Annotated in this window: 17 protein-coding genes (1 of these 17 cut by a window edge); 4 read left to right on the top strand and 13 right to left on the bottom strand. The window is 54.5% G+C overall.

Annotated features, from left to right (window positions below):
- The 8 genes from A7E78_RS12930 to smc form a co-directional block, all read right to left on the bottom strand.
- Positions 1-286, bottom strand: partial view of a TIGR00282 family metallophosphoesterase gene (locus A7E78_RS12930; protein WP_072284671.1) — the 5' portion only. Its footprint begins 500 nt before the window's first position; only the first 286 of its 786 coding nucleotides appear in the window; it begins with the start codon at positions 284-286; its stop codon lies off the left edge, out of view.
- A 122-nt stretch (positions 287-408) separates the two neighbouring features.
- Positions 409-1971 carry a ribonuclease Y gene (rny, locus tag A7E78_RS12925; RefSeq protein ID WP_072284670.1) on the bottom strand — a complete coding sequence of 521 codons (1563 nt, stop codon included), beginning with the start codon at positions 1969-1971 and terminating at the stop codon, positions 409-411.
- A gap of 12 nt (positions 1972-1983) precedes the next feature.
- Complete coding sequence (locus A7E78_RS12920; protein WP_072284669.1) at positions 1984-2577, bottom strand: 5-formyltetrahydrofolate cyclo-ligase; 594 nt, start codon at positions 2575-2577, stop codon at positions 1984-1986.
- 399 nt (positions 2578-2976) lie between these two features.
- A complete protein-coding gene (locus A7E78_RS12915; protein WP_072284668.1) occupies positions 2977-3267 on the bottom strand; it encodes a cell division protein ZapA in 291 nt (96 codons plus the stop codon).
- On the bottom strand, positions 3264-3455 hold the full coding sequence (locus tag A7E78_RS12910) for a cell division protein ZapB (protein WP_072284667.1): 192 nt from the start codon (positions 3453-3455) through the stop codon (positions 3264-3266). Before A7E78_RS12910 ends, A7E78_RS12915 begins: the two co-directional genes overlap by 4 nt.
- Positions 3456-3515: 60 nt before the next feature.
- Positions 3516-4925, bottom strand: a complete 1410-nt coding sequence (gene ftsY / locus A7E78_RS15665) for a signal recognition particle-docking protein FtsY (RefSeq protein ID WP_335743810.1) — start codon at positions 4923-4925, stop codon at positions 3516-3518.
- 44 nt (positions 4926-4969) lie between these two features.
- A complete protein-coding gene (locus A7E78_RS12900; protein WP_072284666.1) occupies positions 4970-5329 on the bottom strand; it encodes a roadblock/LC7 domain-containing protein in 360 nt (119 codons plus the stop codon).
- Positions 5330-5337: 8 nt separating this feature from the next.
- Entirely contained in the window at positions 5338-8865 is a 3528-nt protein-coding gene (gene smc / locus A7E78_RS12895) for a chromosome segregation protein SMC (protein WP_072284665.1), read from the bottom strand.
- A 160-nt stretch (positions 8866-9025) separates the two neighbouring features.
- On the opposite strand from smc, the gene A7E78_RS12890 reads away from it, so the two are divergent.
- Positions 9026-9901, top strand: coding sequence for an RluA family pseudouridine synthase (locus A7E78_RS12890; RefSeq protein WP_072284664.1), 876 nt, complete (start codon positions 9026-9028; stop codon positions 9899-9901).
- Between the two features lie 101 nt (positions 9902-10002).
- Positions 10003-13218 carry a YhdP family protein gene (locus tag A7E78_RS12885; protein WP_072284663.1) on the top strand — a complete coding sequence of 1072 codons (3216 nt, stop codon included), beginning with the start codon at positions 10003-10005 and terminating at the stop codon, positions 13216-13218.
- A 113-nt stretch (positions 13219-13331) separates the two neighbouring features.
- On the opposite strand, the gene A7E78_RS12880 is transcribed toward A7E78_RS12885, so the two are convergent.
- From A7E78_RS12880 to ubiE, 3 genes are all read right to left on the bottom strand, one after another.
- Positions 13332-14069 (bottom strand): GNAT family protein, encoded by a 738-nt coding sequence (locus A7E78_RS12880; RefSeq protein ID WP_145924906.1) that lies wholly within the window; start codon positions 14067-14069, stop codon positions 13332-13334.
- A 181-nt stretch (positions 14070-14250) separates the two neighbouring features.
- Positions 14251-14940, bottom strand: a complete 690-nt coding sequence (locus A7E78_RS12875) for a GNAT family N-acetyltransferase (protein ID WP_072284661.1) — start codon at positions 14938-14940, stop codon at positions 14251-14253.
- A 201-nt stretch (positions 14941-15141) separates the two neighbouring features.
- Positions 15142-15855 (bottom strand): bifunctional demethylmenaquinone methyltransferase/2-methoxy-6-polyprenyl-1,4-benzoquinol methylase UbiE, encoded by a 714-nt coding sequence (gene ubiE / locus A7E78_RS12870; protein WP_072285160.1) that lies wholly within the window; start codon positions 15853-15855, stop codon positions 15142-15144.
- A gap of 177 nt (positions 15856-16032) precedes the next feature.
- Between ubiE and A7E78_RS12865 the strand changes: the two genes are divergently transcribed.
- On the top strand, positions 16033-16419 hold the full coding sequence (locus A7E78_RS12865; RefSeq protein ID WP_072284660.1) for a (deoxy)nucleoside triphosphate pyrophosphohydrolase: 387 nt from the start codon (positions 16033-16035) through the stop codon (positions 16417-16419).
- Positions 16420-16447: 28 nt separating this feature from the next.
- On the opposite strand, the gene A7E78_RS12860 is transcribed toward A7E78_RS12865, so the two are convergent.
- Positions 16448-18970, bottom strand: coding sequence for a PAS domain S-box protein (locus A7E78_RS12860; RefSeq protein ID WP_083553103.1), 2523 nt, complete (start codon positions 18968-18970; stop codon positions 16448-16450).
- 334 nt (positions 18971-19304) lie between these two features.
- On the opposite strand from A7E78_RS12860, the gene tsaA reads away from it, so the two are divergent.
- Positions 19305-20018, top strand: a complete 714-nt coding sequence (gene tsaA / locus A7E78_RS12855) for a tRNA (N6-threonylcarbamoyladenosine(37)-N6)-methyltransferase TrmO (protein WP_072284658.1) — start codon at positions 19305-19307, stop codon at positions 20016-20018.
- Between the two features lie 125 nt (positions 20019-20143).
- Here tsaA and A7E78_RS12850 read toward each other — a convergent pair whose 3' ends face one another.
- Positions 20144-22492, bottom strand: a complete 2349-nt coding sequence (locus A7E78_RS12850) for a methyl-accepting chemotaxis protein (RefSeq protein WP_072284657.1) — start codon at positions 22490-22492, stop codon at positions 20144-20146.
- Positions 22493-22543: the final 51 nt, after the last annotated feature.

Below are 22543 nucleotides of genomic sequence, written 5' to 3'. Positions count from 1 at the left end.
GCAAACCGGGAGGGTAATTCGCCGGCCTCAACACCCGCTCTTCCCGATCGAGAAAATCGTAAACCTCGCGCTTATCCCAAATATGGTTGCCGGAGGTAATAACATCAACCCCCAGATCGAACAATTCCATGGCAATAGGGGCCGTCAGGCCGAAACCGGCGGCGGCATTCTCACCGTTGGCTACCACCAGGTCGACCTGATGCTCGTCAACCAACCGGTGCAGGCGATCGGACAAGGCTCGCCGGCCGGTGCGTCCGATCACATCTCCAATAAACAGTATGTTCAAAAAGTGTCTCTCCACAGCTCATCCGGCATTGCCGGATGAGCATAAATTGAGTGGCCATTGGAAAACATTCGGACGACCACAGTGCTGTTTTCATATGGAAACGGACCGCTTCCGGATGAAAACTACTTGGCGTATTCGACGGCCCGAGTCTCACGGATCACGTTGACTTTAATCTGCCCGGGATAAGTCATTTCGCCTTCGACCTTATGGGCGATATCCTTGGCCAGAACATGAGACTCCACATCGGAAACCTTGTCGCTGGCGACCATGACCCGTATTTCCCGACCGGCCTGAATAGCGAAACAACTGGTGACGCCTTTAAAGGAGGTCCCGATACGCTCCAGGTCAGCAAGGCGCTTAACGTAGGTTTCCAGCATCTCACGCCGCGCTCCGGGGCGCGCTCCGGAAAGAGCATCGGCAGCCTGTACCAATACCGCCAACACGGTAGAAGGCTTTTCATCTTCATGGTGGGCGGCCAGGGCATGGACCACCTTAGGCGACTCACCGTATTTACGGGCCAGGTCGGCACCGATAACCGCGTGGGAACCTTCGATCTCATGATCGACGGCCTTGCCGATATCGTGCAGCAGCCCGGCTCGCTTGGCCTGTTTAACATTGATACCCAACTCAGCAGCCATGATGCCGCACAAAAAGGCTACCTCGATGGAGTGCTGCAGAACGTTCTGGCCATAGGAGGTGCGATACTTGAGGCGGCCAACAAGCTTGATCACTTCGGGATGGATACCATGTACGCCAACGTCGAAGGTCGCCTGTTCTCCCGCCTCACGAATGGAGTTATCTACCTCCTCGGTAGCCTTCTGAACAACTTCCTCGATACGGGCAGGATGAATACGGCCATCTGTGATCAAGCGCTCCAAAGAGATACGCGCCACTTCACGCCGCACCGGGTTGAAACCGGAGATAATCACCGCCTCGGGCGTATCGTCGATAATCAGGTCGATACCGGTTGCCGCTTCAATAGCACGAATGTTCCGACCTTCGCGGCCGATGATTCGCCCTTTCATTTCGTCCGAGGGCAGAGCCACCACGCTGACCGCCTTTTCGGCCACGTAGTCGCCGGCGTAACGCTGTACCGCCAGCGCCAAAACTTCTTTGGCTTTCTTGTCGGCAGTTTCACGGGCTTCATCTTCGATCTGCTTGATGCGCTTGGCACAGTCATGACGAGCCTGACTCTCCATGTTGGCCATGAGCTGTTGCCTGGCTTCTTCGGCGCTAAGTCCGGACAAACCCTCCAGGCGCCTTGTCTGCTCAGCGATCAGCTTATCAACCTCCGATTCCAGCTCCTTGACCCGGTCTTCCTGGCCACCAAGATGCTTTTCACGCCGGCTCAACGCTCCTTCGCGCTCCTCAAGCTGGGTCATTTTCCGATCAATATTTTCTTCACGCTGCAGTAGCCGTTTCTCCTGAGCTTGCAGCTCGCGGCGCATCTCCTTGGCTTCACCTTCCCACTCAGCCTTGGCTGCAAGGAGGGCGTCTTTCGCTTGAATAGCCGCTTCCTTGCGAACAATATCCGCTTCCTTATCCGCCTCGGTCAGAATTTGACTGGCCGTCTGCTTGGCTGCGGCGACCTGAGACCCGGAAATTCTATTACGCAGAATCGTCCCGATCACGGCTCCTGCAACGACGGCGACACCGACCAATAAAAACACAATCTCTATACTCAAAGCACTACCTCCTCAGATTGATGAAAACTGCGAAACCGACGGGGAGGATGAATCAAGATCGTAACGCCCCTTTTCGGTGATAATTATATCCATGTGTACATCGTGATTCTCTGCCGGCAACTTATCCAGCAGTTGCAATTCAAAACACAATCCGACCAAATACCCTGGACGCCGGAAACAATGCAGACCGCGATCGTAAAACCCTTTGCCATACCCCAGGCGTCCGCCCTGGCGATCGAACCCCACCCCGGGAACCACCACCATATCGAGATCCGCCGGGGAAAGCAGCTGATCACCGGTCGGCTCCAACACACCGAAGGAGCCGGGGACAAGATCAGCAGCCTCTGCGACCTGCACAAACTCCAGATCAGCACCCCGCACCCGTGGATAGGCGATCAACTTTCCGGCAATGCGCGCCGCGCGAAACAGTTGTTCGGTAAAAACCTCGTTCAAAATCGGACTGTAGAGCGCGACAGCCGCCGCCGATTGGAATTCGGCGGACTGCAGCAATCGCTGCTGAATCTGCAGGCTGTGACTCAGGCAGGTTTCGGCCGCCAGGTGCTTACGTCGGGCCAGCAAATCGGCCCTGATGGATCTCTTGGGCATGGGTGAAGATCTCCGTTGAAGTTCGGAGATCTCTGCGGAGAAGCATTAAGACAGGAACGCAGGTGGGTCTAAATCCAGGTTGGGTCAAAAACCTGTCAGGCCAACCATAATGAATATTTGGCCAGCAGGTAACAGTGACCGATCACGGTCGATTCAAAGCATTGCCGTCGGCAACGGATCCTAAAACGCCATGGAAAACTATTACGGCCAACGCCCTTATTACCAGGCGCGAATTTTCTATACTGAATCAAGGCTGTTCAACCGGATTAACGAACGCGCCGGATCAACTAACAGCGCCTTCGGACTACCAATCTGTCGATCTATCTTGAATTATTCTCGCAGAGACCGCTACAGTCTCGGCATATCAACTTGCCAGGGCAAACCAAAAACGCGGTACTTTCAAACACATCCGTCATCGGGGCACGCACGCTCAAGGCGCAACAGCAATTCCTGCAAACGCCCTTCGGCCTGCTCTCGCTCGGCGACCGTGTCTTGAAGACGCAAATACGCTCCGCCAATATTCATCAGAGCCAAAATGGCCGAGTTCAGCGTATCGACGGATTTACCGGCCGCAACCTCTGCAACCTGACCGTTGACAAAGTCCTCAACACGTTGAACTTCTTCCGGCGACGCAGCACTCTTTACCGTATATTGCTGGCCGAGGATGTTAACCTGAACCGCATGCTTCAAGGCATTTCCTGACCCAGACCATCCAGCTTGGCAAGAATTCTGTCCAGTTCAATGCCGAACTGTTCTTTTTCCTGTAGCAGAGCGGCCTTTTCGGCAGCCAGCTGTCGACACTGCTCCTCCAGACCCTGCTTGCGAGCCAGAAGCTGATCGATCTTTTCTTCCAATCGAAGAACGATACTTAAGTCCACGGGATTCCTTCTCTGTTGAATTTAAAAACTTTATGTAAACAACAACTAAAAGTCAAGGAGTTATCCCTGCTGTTCAAACAATGCCTCGACAAAAAGATCCGGATCAAAGGGCCGCAGATCTTCCATCCCTTCACCGATGCCTACGTAACGCACGGGCAAACCGAGTTCGTTGCCGATCGCCACCAGCATCCCGCCCCGGGCAGTGCCATCAAGCTTGGTCAAAGCCAAACCGGATACTTCCACAGCCTCCTGGAATAAGCGGGCCTGCACCAGAGCATTCTGGCCCGTTGTGGCATCGACTACCAAAAGAGTCTCGTGAGGCGCGCCAGGTATCTCCCGATCAAGTACTCGGCGGATCTTCTTTAACTCTTCCATCAGGTTAACTTTGGTATGCAGACGGCCGGCGGTATCAAGGATCAGCACATCGGCCTTGCGTGCCACCGCTGCCTTGGCCGCATCAAAAGCCACGGCGGCAGGGTCGGACCCGGACTCCTGACGAATCACCTCGACCCCGGCCCGTTCTCCCCAAACAGTCAACTGCTCAGCTGCGGCCGCCCGAAAGGTATCGCCGGCACCGAGCAGAACGGTCTTGCCCTGACTAACGAACTGATGGGCCAGCTTGCCGATGGTGGTGGTTTTACCCACACCGTTGACTCCGACCACCATAATGACATACGGCGTCGAACTTTCGAGATCCAGGGGAGCCGCCTCCAATCTCAGCCGCTGGCGAATTTCGTCTTTCAGCAAACCGCGCAGCGCCTGAGGGTCGGCAGCCTCACCGGCGGAGATACGTTCCTCCAGCGACTGCATCAGGCCCATGGTAGTCTGCATACCGAAATCGGCAGTCACCAGCACTTCTTCCAATTCTTCCATGAGATCTTCATCGATACTCTGAGAGCTGCTCAGCAGGGCATCGATGCGTCCCACAAGAGAGGCCTGAGTCTTGGCCAGACCAGCCCGCATACGTTCGAAAAGGCTAACCTTAACCGGGACCTCCGGCTCAGGAGCTGCAACTTCTTCAACGGGTGGCGCCTCTGTTATCGCAGGGGCGACTTCTTCCTCGACAGGCGCCACCTCGGTTTCAGGCGATGAAACAATCTCCTCCGAAGGAGGGACCACCTCTTCCGGCGCAGATTCCTCAATTAATGCGTCTTTGCTCTCCTCAACAACCGGCTCTACAGGCGGCTCCTGCAGAGCATCATCCGCCTCGACCAGCGACGCAGATTCCTCCGCTGATGCCGGCTCAATAATTTCCTGCTCCGCAACGGTTGGTTCTACTGCTTGTTCTTCCACCGCAGGCACGGAAGGCTTTTTAAGCAAACGCACCGCCAGCCAACCGGTCAGCAGCAGGCCAAGACCCGCCAAAACAATAAACAGAGCCAATGCCATGGTCGCCCGCTGCTCTTCCGGCACACCGGCTTGAGCCAACCATTCAACGACAACCAATTTCCAACGGGAAAACCATTCCATGTATTCTCGATCTCCTTCTAAAGGATATTTATGTCACCCAAATCTCAGGCAATCTCTTTTTTCAACTCTTCCACGCAGCGGCGCGAAGCATACAGAGCACGACCTACCACCGCATCACGACGGGTGACCAATACCAGAAAATAGTCGTGGGTTACCGGCATAATCAAAATCTGAGCGTCGTTGGTGGCAATCACCACCTCCTGCAACTGATCTTCCTGCAGGCGGCTCATCACCTGGCGCAGATTACCAAGGATGATGCCCTTGTGGGCACCGATTACCCGCAATTCATAGTCGTCCATTCGGGCGACGTGGTCTACCGCCTCCCCTTCCCAGTCGGCAATGATGGCCCCGGAAGCTCCGGGAACACTGTCGATCAATTCATCCAACAATTGCTTGAAAGGCATCGCGGCTCCTAAAAGTCGTTGATGCGCACCGAGACCAGCTTCGAAACCCCGGGCGACTCCATGGTCACGCCATACAAGGTATTGGCAACCGCCATGGTCCTTTTGTTGTGAGTAATAATAATAAACTGCGAATTACTCGACATTTCCTTCACCATACCGTTAAAACGACTGATATTGGCATCGTCAAGCGGCGCATCGACCTCATCGAGGATACAAAAGGGCGAAGGCTTGATGAGAAAGATGGCAAAAATCAACGCTACCGCCGTCAGTGCCTTTTCCCCACCGGAGAGCAAATTTACACTCTGCAGCTTCTTGCCGGGAGGCTGCACCGCTATATCGATGCCCGTCTCCAGCAGGTCCTGTTCATCGGTAAGCTTCAACTCTGCTTTCCCCCCCAGGAAAAGGCGGGGAAAAACTTCTTGAAATCGCTTGTTGACCTGATCAAAGGTTTCCCGAAAGCGCTTGCGCGTGGTCCGGTTGATCTTGGCGATAGCTGATTGCAATGACTCCATGGAGTTCTGCAAATCCTGTTCTTGCTCGGTCAAGAAAGTCCAGCGTTCTTCCAGCTCGCTAAACTCCTCGATGGCCATCAGATTGACCTCCCCCATGTCGTCCAAAAGACGACGCAACTCTTGCAAACGCTTTTCTGCCTCAGCCTCGTCAAAAGATCGAGTCTCTGTCGGCTCCTGCGACAGATCAACGCGATAGCGGTCGAGAACCGTTTGCAGCAAATGCCCCGTTTCCAGTTCTATTTCACGCAACTTGACCTGGCTTTGAGTCAACTCCTCCTGCAAGACGGCCTGCTGTTTGCGTAGTTCCTTAAGATCCACTTCGCGATCTCGCAAGCCTTGAGCGCTCTCTTCAAAACGGTCTTTAACAGTATCCTGGAGCGTCGATTCCTCATCACGCCGCCGTAAAAGGACATCCAATTCGAGCCGGTGACGTTCCACGGCCTGCTGCAACTGCTCCAGCTCCTCGACAGCTTCTTTCTGCTGTTGCCGCAAACCGAGCAAGCGCTGCTGCGCCTCCTGACGCAATTTATTCAACCGTTGCAGATTTCGGCGATTACCCTCGCCCCGTTCCCTTAATCCGGCCAAAGCCACCTTAAGGGCGGTCACTTCATCGCGGGCCCTGGCCAAAGCGAGGCGCCTTTCCTGCAAGTCCGCCTGATGTACGGCCACTGCCTGCTCAAGCTCGGCCTTCCGTTGTTCCTGTTCGCTACGGCCACTCTCTGCCGTGACCAGTTCTTGCTGCAGGGCGGCCGTCTCTTCGCTAAGTTGCTCTTCTTCAAACTTCAGCAACTCGACCCGCTCCTTAAGCCGGCGGGAATCATCGAGCAAACGGGCCAGATCTTTTTCCCCGTCGGCCAGGCGTAGTTCCTGAGCATGCAAGGAACTGGCGAGCTCCTGCAGAGCCCCTTCGGCCTCGGCCAGCAAGTCCTTTTGCTGCTGCCGCTGGCGATGCAGCTCCGCTAATTCCTGCTCCAGGCTGTCCACTTCCGTGGCCAACTCTTTCATCTCCCGCCGCTTGTGCAGTAAACCGGCATTAAGAGCGCTATTGGCTCCGCCCTGCAACAAACCACGATGGGAAAGACAGTCCCCGCCAGGGGTCACCAAAGTTACCCCCCAAGGCAGGGGCACTTGCAAAAAGGGGTCAAGTTCCTCGACCAAAAACAATCCTTCCAGCAAGGCAGAAACGGCCTGTTCTGCGCCCGCTTTCGGGCTAATCAAGCTGTTGAGGGGAACCCCGCCCTTCACGGCCAGACCCTCTGCCTGAGCAAAATCGGCTTCCGGCAGCAAAAAGGCACCTCGCCCGCCTTTGCTGCGCAAAAGCTCCAAAGCCGGCCAGACATCTTCACTACTGTTTGGCAACAGAGCCTGCAGCCGATCGCCCAACACCGCTTCCAGGGCCACTTCATAACCGGCCGGAACCTCTAGCAAATCGGCGACCAGGCCATCGCAACACTCGTACCAATCCGTGTCAGCCATCAAAGTCTGGACCCCCTCCTGGTAACCCTCCAGGTTGCTCTCCAGATCCCGCAGGGACTCCAGGCGCGAACGTCGGCGGCTGAGTACTTCCTGACGCTGCAAAAGCAGCGACTCCCCCTCTTCCATCTGCTGTCGAACGCGTTGAATCTGAAATTTTGCTTCTTCCAGGTTCTGTTGCAGTTCGGCACGCCCCAGCCGCCACTGGCCCAAAGCTCCCTGCTGATCGACGACCCGCTTCTGAAGCTGGTCCTGTTGTTCCTGGATTGATTTTTGTTCCTGCGTATTACGGGAATGTTTTTCCGCCAGGGCCTGCTGATGACGTTGCACTTCTTCGCTGCGATTATCCAGGCGGGACAATTCACCACTGAGGGCAAACAGGGTTTGTCGGTCTTCCTCGAGGGTTCTGAGCGCCGCTTCGTCGGCGGCCGCAAGGGCCGCAAGAGCGGCCTCGCCATTGGCCAATCGCTCTGTCTCGCGGGCCAAGTCGGCTTCGAAATTCGATTCACTGGAACGCAGAACGGTTTCTTCGTGATCGGTCTCGGCCAACTGCTGACCAAGACTTTCGAGCTCAGACACCAGACGTTCCTGCTGACGTTGCAGGCCTGCGATCGCCTTCTGATCAAAATCAATGCGCGATTCGACCTTCTGAATCGAAGCGGTCAAATGGAAGAACTGTTCCTGCTTTTGTGCCAGTTCTTTTTCCGCATTGGCCTGCAATAAACGCAGTTTTTCGAATTCCAGCTCTTCTTTTTGCAGATGCATATCCAGTGCATCCCGCCTGCGGCTTCGTTCACGATGAGCAGTTTCCTCCGCTGCCTGCTGCGCATCCAGCTCCCGATAGCGTTCTGCTGCCAGACCAACCTCGATGGACTTCAACTCTTCACGATAGTCCCGGTATTGCTCTGCCTTGCGCGCTTGACGTTTAAGAGCGTTAAGCTGCCGGCGCACCTCGCTGATGATATCCCGCAAACGCAACAGGTTCTGTCGCGTCGCATCGATTTTTCTTAGAGCTGACTGTTTACGGGCTTTAAACTTGCTGATGCCGGCGGCCTCTTCGATCAAAAAGCGGCGATCTTCGGGCTTGGCATTGAGAATCATGCCGATCTTGCCTTGTTCGATGATCGAATAGGCTCGTGCTCCGACACCGGTATCCATAAACAGTTCGGTAATATCGAGCAACCGGCAGGGCGTCTTGTTCAGCCGGTATTCACTGTCACCGTTGCGATAGAGCCGGCGGGTCACCATGATTTCTGGATAATCGCGAATAGCGGGGGGACCAAGACCCTGTTCATTGGAAAAAATCATCGACACTTCGGCCATACCCACCGGCTTACGCGTCTCGCTGCCGCCGAAGATGACATCCTCCATGGAGCGGCCTCGGAGCTTTTTGGCGCTCTGCTCCCCCATAACCCATCGGATAGCATCGAGGATATTGCTTTTGCCGCAACCGTTGGGACCAACGACCGCAGCAATGCCTTCGTTAAAATCGAGACTGACCCGATCGACGAAAGACTTAAAACCGACTATTTCGAGGCGCTTGATCTGCATCTGTTCCGATACCCTGGCCAGAAAAATGACGAGACATGGTAGCAATCTCCCAAAACCATGTAAAGGACATAAGCTAGCCCACACAAATGCGCTGTCAAGCACTACGAAGGCCTTGGGCGAAGCGCTTGCCAGGCAGAGGCGGCGGCGCTATCATAGCCCCATGAATAAATTAACTGTAACCAGCAGAAATTCCGGTCAATCCCTGTTGGCATTTTTACAGGAACAGATTCCTGCCGCACCCGTCGCTTATCTGCAGCAACTGATCCGCAAAGGGAAATTGCGGCTCAACGGTCAGGCCACTCTCGAGCAAACTCCGCTGCAGGCAGAGGATGTTTTGACCCTGCCGGGAAACAAGCGCCTGGCAGGGTTCCTGCTGGAATCGCACCGGGAAAAAATCGAGGTTTTGTTAGAGGGGCCGGACTTCCTGGCGGTTTACAAGCCGGCTGGCCTGGCGATACACCGCGGAGTCGGTCATGAAACGGATAATCTCGCCGATCGGGTGGACAAATGGCTCAAGCGCCGGCAATTACCCTTTGGTGCTTTTCCGGTGCACCGTCTCGATGTCGGCACCTCAGGGCCGGTACTGTTTGCCAAGGGACGCCGGGCGGCCGGTGTTCTGGGTAACTACTTCATGACCGGGCAGGTGGAAAAGCACTATACGGCACTGGTAGTGGGCGAAACAGCCGACAGCGGCGAATTGCATACTCCGGTACCGGCCAAAGGCAAGTTGCGCGCAGCCATCACCCGGTACCGGCGCCTGGAGGGCAACCAACACTTTTCGCTCCTAAAACTTGAACTGGTCAGCGGCCGCAAACATCAGATTCGCCGTCAGCTGGCCGATGCCGGCCACCCTCTGGTTGGAGATCGACGTTACGGAGGACCGAAGGTTTTAAACCGGCAACAACCTTTTCTTCACTGCTGCACCCTCTCCTGGCCCGACTCCACCGCCGGGCAGAGGCTAACCGTCGCTTGCCCGCTGCCTCAAGACCTGAAGCATCTGCTGTCAGCTATCGGCTTCTGCCGGCCCGAGATCTAAGGTTACCAATCGCTTCATTCAACACATCTCATTTACAGTTGCTCCACTGCGCCATATATCGCACAATAGCCGGACAAGATGAACCCGAGCAAAGGATACCTATGTTCCGCCGTCACCCCATCTTAACCCTACTCGGCTTATTGAGCGTCACAGGCCTGCTATGGGTTGTCTATTTCCTGGCTACTTTCGATCTGAACCTCTACCGGGATGAGCTGCAAGTCCGACTTAGCAACGCCCTGTCACAGCCGGTCCGACTCGGCACAGCCAGCCTGTCATTGCGCCCGGGCCCGACATTTGATTTCACCACCATAGAAATCGGCAGCAAGGAAGACCGTTTATTGGAAGCCGACAGACTGTCTCTGCAAACCAATCTGTTACCGCTGCTTATAGGCAAACTCAGCTTCGAGAAGATTGTTCTTCATCGCCCACGTGTGCGTTTCACGCTGCTCACGCCCGCAGAAAAGTCTCCCACTCAAGCGCGCCCCGTGGTGTTGCTTAGCAAACTGCTGAACTCCGTGCGGGTCCATTCCCTGCAGATTGAGCAAGGCACCATAAATTTAAACGATTTGCGGCAACAAAATACTCCTTTTGAGCTGCAGCTGACGGGAATCAATCTAAACTTGCGAGACGTTTATTCTCGCCAAAAAAGCCGTTTGCAACTCAGTGGCCAACTGGCCGGGGAACCGGCCAGTCGCCTGGAGGTTGCAGGCCGCCTGGCCTTACCAACGAACCCTGCCCTCTGGCGTCAACTATGGCTGGACCTGTCAGTCCATCTCAAAAATATCGATCCAAATGGTCTGTGTAGTTTTTACGCCGCTCAAGCGGGTTGCAGCGGTAGCAGTGGTCGGCTCACCCTGGACCTGGCCCTTCATGGCTCGCCCGAGGAAGGCCTTTCTTTTAAGACCGACCTGCAAGGCGAAAACCTGTTACTGAAATTCCCCGAGCACTATCCTCAACCGCTCAACTTGCAAAAATTCGGATTTTCCGGTCAGTGGACCGCGGACACCGGGCTGAACAAATTCGATGATCTGACTCTGCACCTGAATGAGCTTCAACTGGCTGGCCACTTTTCCCTGCAGCACGGAGAAGCGGACCCCTGGCTAGAAGGCGGGCTGTCCACACAGAAACTGCCCCTGAGCACTATCGCGGACCTGCTGCCTGCCACCCGGGCACCCTTCAGCCATCTGCTGGAAGGACAAACGTTGGGAGGGACTCTGCGCCTGGGCTACAGTCGCTTTGCCGGTCCCCTTTCTCAATTTCAGCAACAGGCGCTGCATCAAACAATCAAGGAGGCCACCCTTTACCTAGAGGACGGGCAGTTCCGTTTTGGCAAGAGCCCGCTCTTTACCAGGGTGAAGGCCACAGCCACCTGGCAACAGCAGCGGCTGTCCTTGAATGACGGAACAGCCCAAGTCCTCGAATCTCCTCTGCAGTTTTCCGGCACTATCGACCATCCCTTTCAACCTACGGGATCCGTCACTTTTGGTGCTGGATGGGTTCTGCCAGGCCGTAACCTGGCAAAACTTTTTGACAACCCTAAGCTACAACCACTGACAGCCGAAGGACCGATTCTAGTCAGTTTCAACATGGGCGGCCTGCTTTCCCAACTACAATGGAGCCTGCAGGCCGACCTGCAAGCTTGCTCTCTGCGCTATGAACCAGGGCTGGCCAAACCAGCGGGCATGCCGAGCGGTCTCAAATTACAAGGGCTGCTCACCAGCGACGAACTGAAACTGACCGCCAGTAGCCTTAAGGTCGGCCCGCTGGAACTCAAGGCGATCGGCTATTATAAGCGTCAAAGGGCGCAGGACTACCTTCTGCGCATGACCTTAACCGACACTGATCTTGCCACCTGGCTTCCACTGATCCCGGCTCTTGAGCCCTTTCAACTGCGAGGCCAATTGTCTGGCGAATACAGCCTGCAGGGCAGTGGAAGCGCTGCTCAACAGGGAGAAGGAGTCCTGAGCCTGACAAAATGCGGAGTCCACTTTCCCAAAATCCTGGGAGGCGATCTTCAGAATTTTTCCGGTAACCTGAAACTTTTTTCGGACCACATCGAATGGCAAGGCGTAAAGGGTCTGCTCGGCAAATCAAAAGTCAGCCTCGGCGGCCAAATCAGTAACTGGTCGAAGCCCCGCATCGAACTTAACCTCAACGCGAAGAAATTGCGGGCCAACGAACTGATCTTCCCTTCTCCCAAAGCCACTTTGCACAATCTTAAGGGGAGCCTGGTCTTTGTCGGGAAGCAAGTCAATTTCAACGATCTGCACGTTACGCTTGATAGCGGCACCCAAGTAGCCGTCAGCGGCATTCTGCAAGGCGGCAAAAATCCGGAGCTTAATCTTACCGCCAGGGCGGGACAAGCCGATATAGATTCGGTTGTTGCCCTCTGGCAGGCACCGAGAAAACCGGCCCGTACCCCGAAGAAAAACCGACTCAAAGTGGTGGTTAAGGCCGAAGTCGCCAAGGGCACCTATCAGGGCCTGCTCGTTGAGCAGGCCACGACTACCGTCACTTCCGTTGACGGCGTGTTGCGTCTCAGCCCACTGCGTTTCCACACCGGCGGCGGCAGTTGTCTGGCTCAAATCGCCCTGCATAAAGATACTAATCAGAATCGCTTGCTCACCGTTTCGGGACAGATCAAGGGAGTCGAGGCATCAACCCTGCAATACGGCAAAGTACTCGGGGAAAAAGGTTTGCTCAGCGGTGCACTGGATGGAGATTTTCAGCTGACGGGTGAGTTGGGAGCGAATTTTCTCCCGACTGCAGATGGCGGGTTTCAGCTGACAATCAAGGAAGGCGTGTTGCGTAAGTTCACCTTTTTAGCCAAGGTCTTCTCCCTGCTCAACGTCTCCCAGATTCTTACCCTGCAATTACCGGACATGGTTGAAGAGGGCATGCCTTTTTCCAGCCTGGAGGGAGGCTTTGTTCTGCGTGACGGAGTTTTAACAACAGAAGACCTGCTTATAACCAGCAACGCCATGAACCTGTCGCTGGTAGGGGATATTAACCTGGTCAACAAAGAACTTGACTTGATTCTTGGCGTCAAACCCTTCGGCACTGTCGACAAGCTGGTTACCCACATACCGGTCGCCGGCTGGCTGCTGACGGGGAAGGAAAAAGCTCTGATCACGGCTCATTTTGAGATCACTGGACCGAGCAAATCCCCCAAGGTTCTACCGGTTCCGGTGACCTCGGTTTCAACCAAGGTCCTTGGTATTTTCAAGCGGGTGCTGGGGCTGCCGGGCAAACTGATCACCGATCCCGGCGAAGTCATTACCGGCCAGCCTGCGAAGCCGGCGCCCCAGGGGCCGTAGTGCATTCGCGGATGACAAAGCCTTGCGCGGAGGCGTACACCGCGGTACGGCGCACAAAGCAAGGACATAGATTGACCTAGAGCTTACGGAAAAGGGCTGTTTCCGGCCAGAAACTAACTGAATTTCTCATTTGTTGAAGAGGGAACCGGTTCGGCAGCCGGATAACTGTCAAAGGAGAATGGTGTCCCAGGCGGCAACATTTTGAATTGACAGCGACGTCGGAACCACCTCCATCTGGCGACACGAACCATATAAGGGGAAAAGCCGGCGCGCTTACATCCTTTCAGCGATGGGATATTTTTCTCCGGAACAAAGGTGATTATATATTTCGCGCCGAAATCACGACCTTTTTTAGCGATCTCAGAGATGGCGTGAGGCATAATTCTCAGGCCGCGATATTTTTCCAAAGTGAACCCGAATTCAAGCAGTCCCTCATCCTCGTTGAGAACCGGCACTCCACCACAAAAATACTCTTGTATCTTTTCATTTTCTGTGGCCGCCATAAGCCACTGCATAAAAGCCGGGCTGCCGTCTTCAGTCACTGCCACATAGCACACAGGAACCTTTTCGGGAAGAAAAAGCTTACGCTGGACCCGGTCTTTGACAGCCTTACCTGGAATCCCTTCGTCATGGACATCCAATAGTTCACCCACATCTGTCTCATGCAATGGGCGGATTTCGATAGCAAGTTTAGCCGCAGGCGTCTCAAAAGGAATATCCAGATCCCGCCGCAGGCACAGGGAGCGTTCGTTCGAATACAAGCGCCGCTTGAACTCTCTTCCGAGCAACCCTATTTTCCCCGAGACCAGCAGGAGAAAGACCATTTTGGCGCGGTTCATCAATGTGCTCATTGGAATTCACCCTGTGGTTATTCTATGCCAGCGATATGAGCAACAGACCTCCAGTCATGCAACAATCTTATCTGTGATAAATTGAGTTGTTTATTCAGCGAGGAAAGACCGGCAGCCTTTCACAGTAACCCGGTTAACTCATTTTTTTGTTTGTTATGACGGAAACCACTTCTACAACGGGTTAACCATCAAAAGAATATGCTGTATCTGGTGGCAATTTTTGGAATTCACTGCAACGCCGGAACCATCGCCACCGATCCACACGTACCATATAAGGAGAAAAGCCGGCTCGCTTGCATCCTTTCAGCGACGGAATATTCTCTTCCGGGACAAAGGTGATGATATATTTTGCGCCAAAATCACGACCCTTTTTTGCAATCTCAGCCATGGCGTGAGGCATAATTCTCATTCCACGGTATTTTTCCAAAGAAAAAGCGAATTCCAAAAGGCCCTCGTCCTCTTTGAGAACCGGGAACCCACCTCTGAAATACGCTTGTATCTTGGCATTTTGTTCAGCCGCCATAAGCCACTGCATATAAGCCGGCCTGTCATCTTCCGTTACTGCTACATAACACGCAGGAATCTTCTCGCGAAGAAGAAGCTTACGCTGGGCTCGTTCCTTAACAGCCTCACGTGAAAACCCTTCGGCACATTCGTCCAGGAGTTCAGTCACATCTTCCTCACGCAATGGACGGATTTGGATGGCAATTTTTGCCGCAGGCGTCTCGAAAGGGGCATCCAGATCCCGCCGCAGACCCAAGGAACGTTCGTTCGAATACAAGCGCCGTGTGAATTCCCTGCCAAGCAGACCGGCCTCTCCCTTTGCCACCATGCGAAGGACCATTTTGATGCGATTGATCAATCTGCTCATTTTCGTCACCCTATGTTTTTAAGACCAAGATATTTCTAAAATTTTTCTTGGTCGCAGCTACCTATCAGAGCTTGGTTTTCACCAAACAATCCGATTACCAAGTCCATATCTCAATTAGAAGTGTACATGGAAAAGTGTCTTTTCCAAGAGTTGTGGCCCGGGCGTTCATTTCCATTCCACAATGAGGGAGGGGGGGGGGAATTAATCTGGACACACACCCACATAAACCGTGGCGATGCCGAAGGTCAGATCGAAATGCTGCAGACAAGAGAACCCTGCCTCTTCCATGAGGGCTTTGAAGGTTTCCTGGTCGGGGAATTCCAGGACCGAATCGGGAAGGTACTGGTAGGCGCTGCGCCGAGAGAAGAGACCGCCGAGAAAAGGCAGGACGCGGCGAAAGTAGAAATAGTAGAGGGCCTTGAAAAGGCGGCTTCGCGGATTGGAAAACTCCAAAACCACCGCCCTGCCCCCCGGTTTGAGGACCCGGCGCATTTCCCGGAGGCCCGCCAGGCGATCGACCACGTTGCGAATTCCGAAGGCGATGGTGACTCCATCAAAAGTCCGATCGGGATGGGGGATGGCTTCGCAGGGGGCGTTCACCAGGAAAATCCGGCTGCCAAACGGGGAGGCGTCGATCTTCTGCTGACCGACAGCCAGCATTCCCTGGGTGAAGTCCTCACCGACGACGCGAACCGACTCCGGGGTCCGTGAGGCAATCTCCAGAGCGACATCCCCCGTGCCGGTCGCCACATCGAGCACCTTTCCCCCGTCGGGGATCTGCAACTGCCCCACGGCAAAACTCCGCCATCGGCGGTCGACTCCCAGAGACAGGAGACGGTTGAGGAAATCGTAGCGGGGCGCAATGGCATCGAACATGTCGCGGATGCCCCGTCCTTTTTCGGATATTTTAAACATCACCCTTTTTCCGGTTCCAATGAGTTGCTGCATTCCAAATGTTTCAAGATGGCAACCTTTAACATATCGGTTCTTCGCCGTCAGCAAAAAAGCCCCTTCCTCCCACCTTGTCTGCACGGTATACTGCCTGCTGTTCATTCCTCCCGCCATCTGAAGCATCACATTTAAAGGAACCCCATGCCACCGCTGATCGTCACCGCCGCCTTGCTGCGCAAGGATTCTAAGATCTTGATAACAAAACGCCCTGCGGACAAGCAGCAGGGCGGATTCTGGGAGTTTCCGGGAGGCAAACTACAAAACAACGAGACACCGCAACAAGCCCTGAAAAGGGAGTTACGGGAAGAACTCGACCTTGAAATCGAGGTTGGAGCAATTTTTGAAGTGGTCTATCACCGCTATGACTGGGGGCCCGTACTGATTCTGGTCTATGAATGCCTTCCCTTGAGCGAAGCTATTCGCAATCTGGAGGTCGACGAGCACCGCTGGCTTACCGTGGAGCAATTGCCCGAATACGATTTACTCCCGGCGGACCGCCCAATTATCGACAAATTGTTGCAACAATGACCTTACGGAGGCGCTACGCAGGCTAAAATCAGCGCTTAAGCGGAACGGTAAAAGTGACCCGGGTTCCCACTCCCGTTGCGCTTTCCAACCAAATGGCACCGCCATGCTGCTCAACAATCTCCCTCGCGATGCTCATGCCGAGCCCAATTCCCCTGGCAGCCGTATCGGAACAATCGGCCCGGTAATATTTGTCAAAAACCCGGTCTTCCTGCTCGCTGGTCATGCCAATCCCCTGATCGATCACCGATATCTGGCAATAACCGTTAACCCTCTCTCCACCCACACGAATCAAGCTGCCTTCCAGTGAATATTTAACCGCATTGCTGAACAGGTTTTCCAATACCTGTTCCAGTCTTTCGCCATCAGCCGGCACAAACTCGGGAAGGTCCCCTGACAAATCAACCTCAAATAGATGTTTGGGAGCCAGCAAACGATAGCGTTTTACTAACTTCGTAAGCATCGGTTCTATAGCGACTTTCTCGATATTCAGCGGTAGCGGCTTGCCCGCCTCCAGGCGACTGATATCGAGCAAGTCATTGACCAGCTTCGCCAACACCTCGGCCTTGTCGTTAATCTCGGCAATAAATTCCTTTTGTTGAGCCCCATTAAAACCGCCGAACTCCTCCGGGTTCAGGCACAACTCAGAATAACCGAGAATAGCGGTCAAGGGGGTACGCAACTCATGGGCGGCCATGGACATGAATTCCGCCTTCATGCGATCCAGCTCCCGCTCGCGGGTAACATCCCGTAATACGGTAAGAGCACCGTTCACCCTCCCCTGCTTGTTGCGCATCAGCGAGGTGCGAGCTTGTACAATACGCCCTTTTGCCGCCGTTGATTTCGACAAGCGGATATCGGTTTGCAGCAAGGGCGGGGCATGCTCTGAATAAATCTCCTGGACCTGGCGTAGCAGCCCTTCGTCCTCTACTACATAGGCAACAGGTTGACCGACCAGGCTTTGCGGTCCGCCTTGTAGAAACTCCCGGGCCGAATCGTTAATCAGTTCAATATGGTGATTGCGGGGATCGGTAACAATAAAACCATCCGCAGTCGACTTGATGATACTGTCAATTTGATCCCGCGCCTGCTCGGCCTGAATCAGAGCTCGTTTCACTCCGGACTCGGCCTGTTTTTGCCTAGTAACGTCCTCGGTCACTCCGCGAAATCCCTGACAGATACCCTCTTCTGTGAAAATAGGCACACCACTGATACGCAGGAAATGCCATTGTCCCTCTTTGTCGAGAGCCCAGCCTTGAAGGTTTCTAAAAGCCTCTTTGGGGGTTTCCGAATCGCAAATCAAGCGTTCCAGATCCTTGGCCTTTCGGCCGGTGATTACATCGAAAAAACATTTGCCGAGCAGCTCCGGAGCTGCAAACCCCAGCATTTCCTCAACTTTATCTGAGCAATAGATAAAACGGCCGTCGGCATCCAGTTCCCAAATAAAATCACCTATACTTAAAGCGATATCCCGAAAGCGGGCTTCGCTATGCCGCAGACGACGCTCGGCTTCTTTTTGTTCGGTAATATCGATGGCCAGCCCCAATAGCCCCTCGACATCCTGTTCTTCATTGACCACCTTGGTCTTCACTATCCGAAAAATATGCTGGTCTCCATCGACCGAACTGATCAGTTCTTCACTTTCCACCGGTCCGTCGGCTCTAAAGGCCTCAGCATCGGAAAGCATGCACTCGACCGCTTCGTCGGCAGACATAACCATTGAATAGTGGGGGGCTTGCAGAAACTGCTCTTCACTGACCCCTGTGGCAAGGCAAAAATTTTGGTTGGTGAAGACCATGCGCTGTTCTTTGTTCAGCACCCACAGACCGATAGGGGCCGCGGAAAAAATGGCATCAAGGACTTGCCCGCGGCGATAGGGCCTTTTGTTGCGCTTTTCACGGTGGCTTCCTGTGTTTTCATCGGGGGCCCTGAAAAAGCTTCCTGAAGAAGGTGCCGATTTAGCGTCTGAAAGTAGATAATGGCTGTTGGCAATCCGTTTCCCCCGATGAATAAGCAGCGGATAGAGACCCAGGACTTCTATCAGCAGGCTGCCGGGTACTTGCTGACGGTCATATCCGCAGAGCAGGGAAATATCGGTGGTTGCCGCCAAACGGTCACATCCGGCAAGGCACTCCTGCAGCCAGGCAAGGTCTTTCTCCAGCATAGCCCCGGACATTTCCCAATAGATTCGAACACCGCGAAACCCTTGCGCCATCGCCTTACGCCCGACAGCGGCTAAACAATTTACTGCATCGGCGACTGAAGACGCCGTTACCAAACCAAGACCTTCGGGACTGGCAAAAAGCAGATGGCCGCTTTGTTCCGCCTCGCTGGTTTTCAATCCCTGACTTTGCAGTGCGGCACAAAAAGACTTTTGTAAGGGACCGGAGATAACGACGACAACCTGTTCTTTCACATCCAAACCGGCCGCCAGATAACGGGACACTTCCCTGTTCCGCTCACAATCCTGGCGATAAATCAGACAAGCATAGAGGCTGCGGCTATCTTCACCCATCGAACTCATGGATTTTAGAGGAGGTCTTTTGTGGTGCATACAATGTCTCCGGACAATAGTTGCCAAGTCGAGCACTTTCGGTTCCCAAAACACCAAGATTAGCAATTACTATACTAGCATAAGCATTCGGCACCGCGAATTAGTTTCTGCGTTCGACCCTGTTTCTGCCCCGAAAGGCGTCTCTGGTATTGCAACAAAAATCATGCTAAACAAGATGGCATTGTAAAAGGTCCGCCCTTTGGCGTTAGGCGTTTCATCAGGACCTCGACATACTCGACGTATGCTTTCCCCCCTGATATAACACCAAGCCTTGTCGAACGAAATTTTTGCTCAGCCATCCTTTAAGTTTTTGCGAAAGAGCTAAACAACAGCCATGGATATTCATTTTGAAACGATCGGCATCATCCGCTCCTGCTTCAAGGAGAAATTCGGCATCCCCCGCCAGGCCGGCCTGGTTCCGGCGGCAACCGCCACCCTGGAACTGTTGCCGCCCTATAACCAGGCCGAAGCCTTTACCGGCCTGGAAGGCTTTTCTCACCTCTGGCTGCTGTTTCTCTTCCATGGCAATGATCGCCAGAGCTGGAAAGCGACGGTTCGTCCGCCGCGCCTGGGCGGCAATACCCGCCTCGGCGTTTTTGCCACCCGCTCCCCCTTTCGACCCAACCCTATCGGTCTCTCCGCCGTTGAGTTGGAACGCATTGAACAGCAGTCGGGCAAGATTATTTTGCACCTCAAGGGGGTCGACCTGCTCGACGGCACGCCGATTATCGACATCAAACCTTATCTGCCCTATGCCGACGCCATCGCCACAGCCAAGGGTGGTTTTGCCGCCGAAGCCCCAAAGGGACATCTAACCGTCAACTTTCTGCCGGAACCGGAACAAACCTGCCTGACTCTGGAACAAGGCGACTATCCCGACCTGCGTCAATTGATCGTCGAAACCCTGCGCAACGACCCACGCCCCGCCTACTATCAGCAACGTCCGCAAAAGAACAGTTTCGGTATGAAATTGTTTGATTTTGATCTTCGCTGGGAACAGGATGGCGATAGCATCACCGTGACCGAACTCCACCGCAGCGACCGCTAAAGACCAAGCCTGCCTGCAGTAAAGCGTCTCTAACGTCCCTCGCCCCTACCATAAATACGAAACGGGCGGCAAAGGAAGTTCCTTTGCCGCCCGTCGTTTTTCTACTGCTATTTACGATTCAGCGATCAGTACTTGCCGAACTCCTTGTCATCCAGAGCAATCACCTGGCTCGGATCGTTATCGGCGGTCGGCGCCGGAGCAGCCTGGGCAAAGGTCGCCGCATTGCCTTCATATCCCAAGGCTGGAGCGGTCCGCTTCGGAGCTGCTACCGGCTGAGGAATAGCCGCACTGGCCATGCGTACACCGCCTTTGAGCTTAAACTGGCTGAGCATATTCTGCAGCTGGGCCGACTGGCTGGCCAGTTCTTCGGATGCGGCAGCGCTTTCTTCGGCGTTGGCAGTATTCTGCTGGGTGACCGAGTCTATCTGACCCAGCCCGCTATTGACCTGGCTAATCCCCTCGGACTGCTCGTTGCTGGCCGCGGCGATTTCCGCCACCAGATCGGAAACCTTGGTGGTGCCGCCAACAATTTCTTTAAGAGCCGCTTCGGTCTTTTCGACGATATCGTTGCCATGACGGGTTTTTGCTGTTGAATTCTCGATCAGCTCAGCGGTTTCCTTGGCGGCCTTGGCGCTGCGGCCGGCCAGATTACGCACTTCTTCGGCAACCACGGCAAAGCCTTTGCCATGCTGCCCGGCACGGGCCGCTTCGACCGCGGCGTTCAGGGCCAGCAGGTTGGTCTGGAAGGCAATCTCGTCGATAACCTTGATGATCTTGGAAATATCCTCGCCGGAGCGATTAATATCACTCATGGCATCGACCAGGTCGGACATCAACTCACTGCCGTTGTTAGCGGCGCTTTGCGCCCCTTTGGAGAGGGAGTTTGCCTGGTCGGCATTTTCGGCATTGAGCTTGGTCTGGGACGCCATCTCGGTCATGGAAGCGGTAATCTCTTCCAGTGAGGCGGCAGATTGGGTCGCGCCCTGAGACAGGGTCTGAGACGCGTCGGAAACCTGTGTCGAACCGGTGCTGATCTGGTGGCTGGCTGTCTGCACCTGGCCGAGCAGATCGTTGAGGCGATCGACCATCTTGTGCAGGGCCCTGCCGAGCACGTCTTTATCCGAGGCCAATTCGACTTCCGTGGTCAGATCGCCGTTGGCAACCTTTTCTGCAATCTGCGCCTTCTGCTCCAGGCCGTCGGCCATGGCGTTAAGGGCGGTACTCAACTGGCCAACTTCATCAGCGCTTTGAACCTGCAGGCGTTGAGAAAGATCACCGGCACCGATGGTATCAGCCAGGGTTGCGGCTTCCCGAATCGGACGAGCGATACTGCGGGCGGCCAGCCAGATCAGAGCCAGGGCGATCAAGGTCACGACTATGCCGACGGAAGTCTGCCACATCGCGGCGCTATCGCTACGCTCTTCCAGAGCCGCATCAAGAGCAAGGGCTTCGGCCAGGATAACATCTTCGGCAATGCGGATCATAACCGACCAGGGCCGGCCGGTGCGGCCGAGCTCAATAGCGCCCAGGGCCGTGGCCATGCCACTGGCTTCATCCATGCTGGCCATGGAGTCCCCGGCCTGTACCGTTTTGAGAGCGGACTCCCAACCATCGGCCAAAGCGGCCTTGAAGTGCTGACCAATGAGTTCCGGCTTTTCGCTGTGAGCCACGATCAGGCCGTCGTAACTGATGATCGCCACCTCGCCCTGACCGTTCATCAGATCCTTGTCGACCTTTTCACTGAGCTGCTGGACGAAGGTCAGGTCGTAGTCGGTTCCGGCCACGCCATGAAACTTGCCGTTAACCATTACCGGCACTGAGAGGGTGGTCAACCACACCTTTTTACCCTGAACAATATAAGGGAAGGGATCAAGCACGCTTTCAATATTTTTTTCCCGGGGGGTGATATACCAGCCGCCCTTCAGAACGCCGTTGGGGTGTTTATCGTAAGTGTCGTATTCCACCAGGGGCTGTACGGCGATATTGCCGTTGGAATCACGATTCCAGTAAGGAGTGAATCGCCCGGTCACCGAGTTGTTGCCGTCCTTGCCGGTGGCGAACTCACTATCGCGACCGTCGAGAGCATTAGGCTCCCAACAGGAGTAGGTACCGTTGAATTCAGGATTTTTTTCCAGTACGTTGAGCAAAATGGCGTTGAGCTGATCGCGGCCGATCTGCAGCACCGGCTTGCCGTTAGGACCCGGCTTTTTGCCCACCTCAAAGGTATGAGCCATGGTACGGGCGGCATCAAGGGCGATGTCGAACTTGGCCTGAACCTTTCCCGCTTGCTCACCCGCCAGGTTTTTCAACTGATCGAGAGCACTCTTCTGCTGCACAGCGGAGACCCGCTCGATAGTCATCTGCTGAGTGTTGTGTGCCGAAATCAGGCTGTAAGCCACCAGGGCGCCGGCGGTAATCAGCAGGCAGGCCCCGGCGATGAGGGTAATCTTTAACTGAATCGATTTGAGCTTCATGTCGCTTCCTTATTGAAAATTGGTTGTTAAACAGAGAAACTAAACTTTGAA

The sequence above is a fragment of the Syntrophotalea acetylenivorans genome, assembly GCF_001887775.1.
Lineage (GTDB): Bacteria > Desulfobacterota > Desulfuromonadia > Desulfuromonadales > Syntrophotaleaceae > Syntrophotalea_A > Syntrophotalea_A acetylenivorans.
Note: the sequence above shows the minus strand (reverse complement) of the source record. Positions and strands in the feature narration are given on the sequence as shown.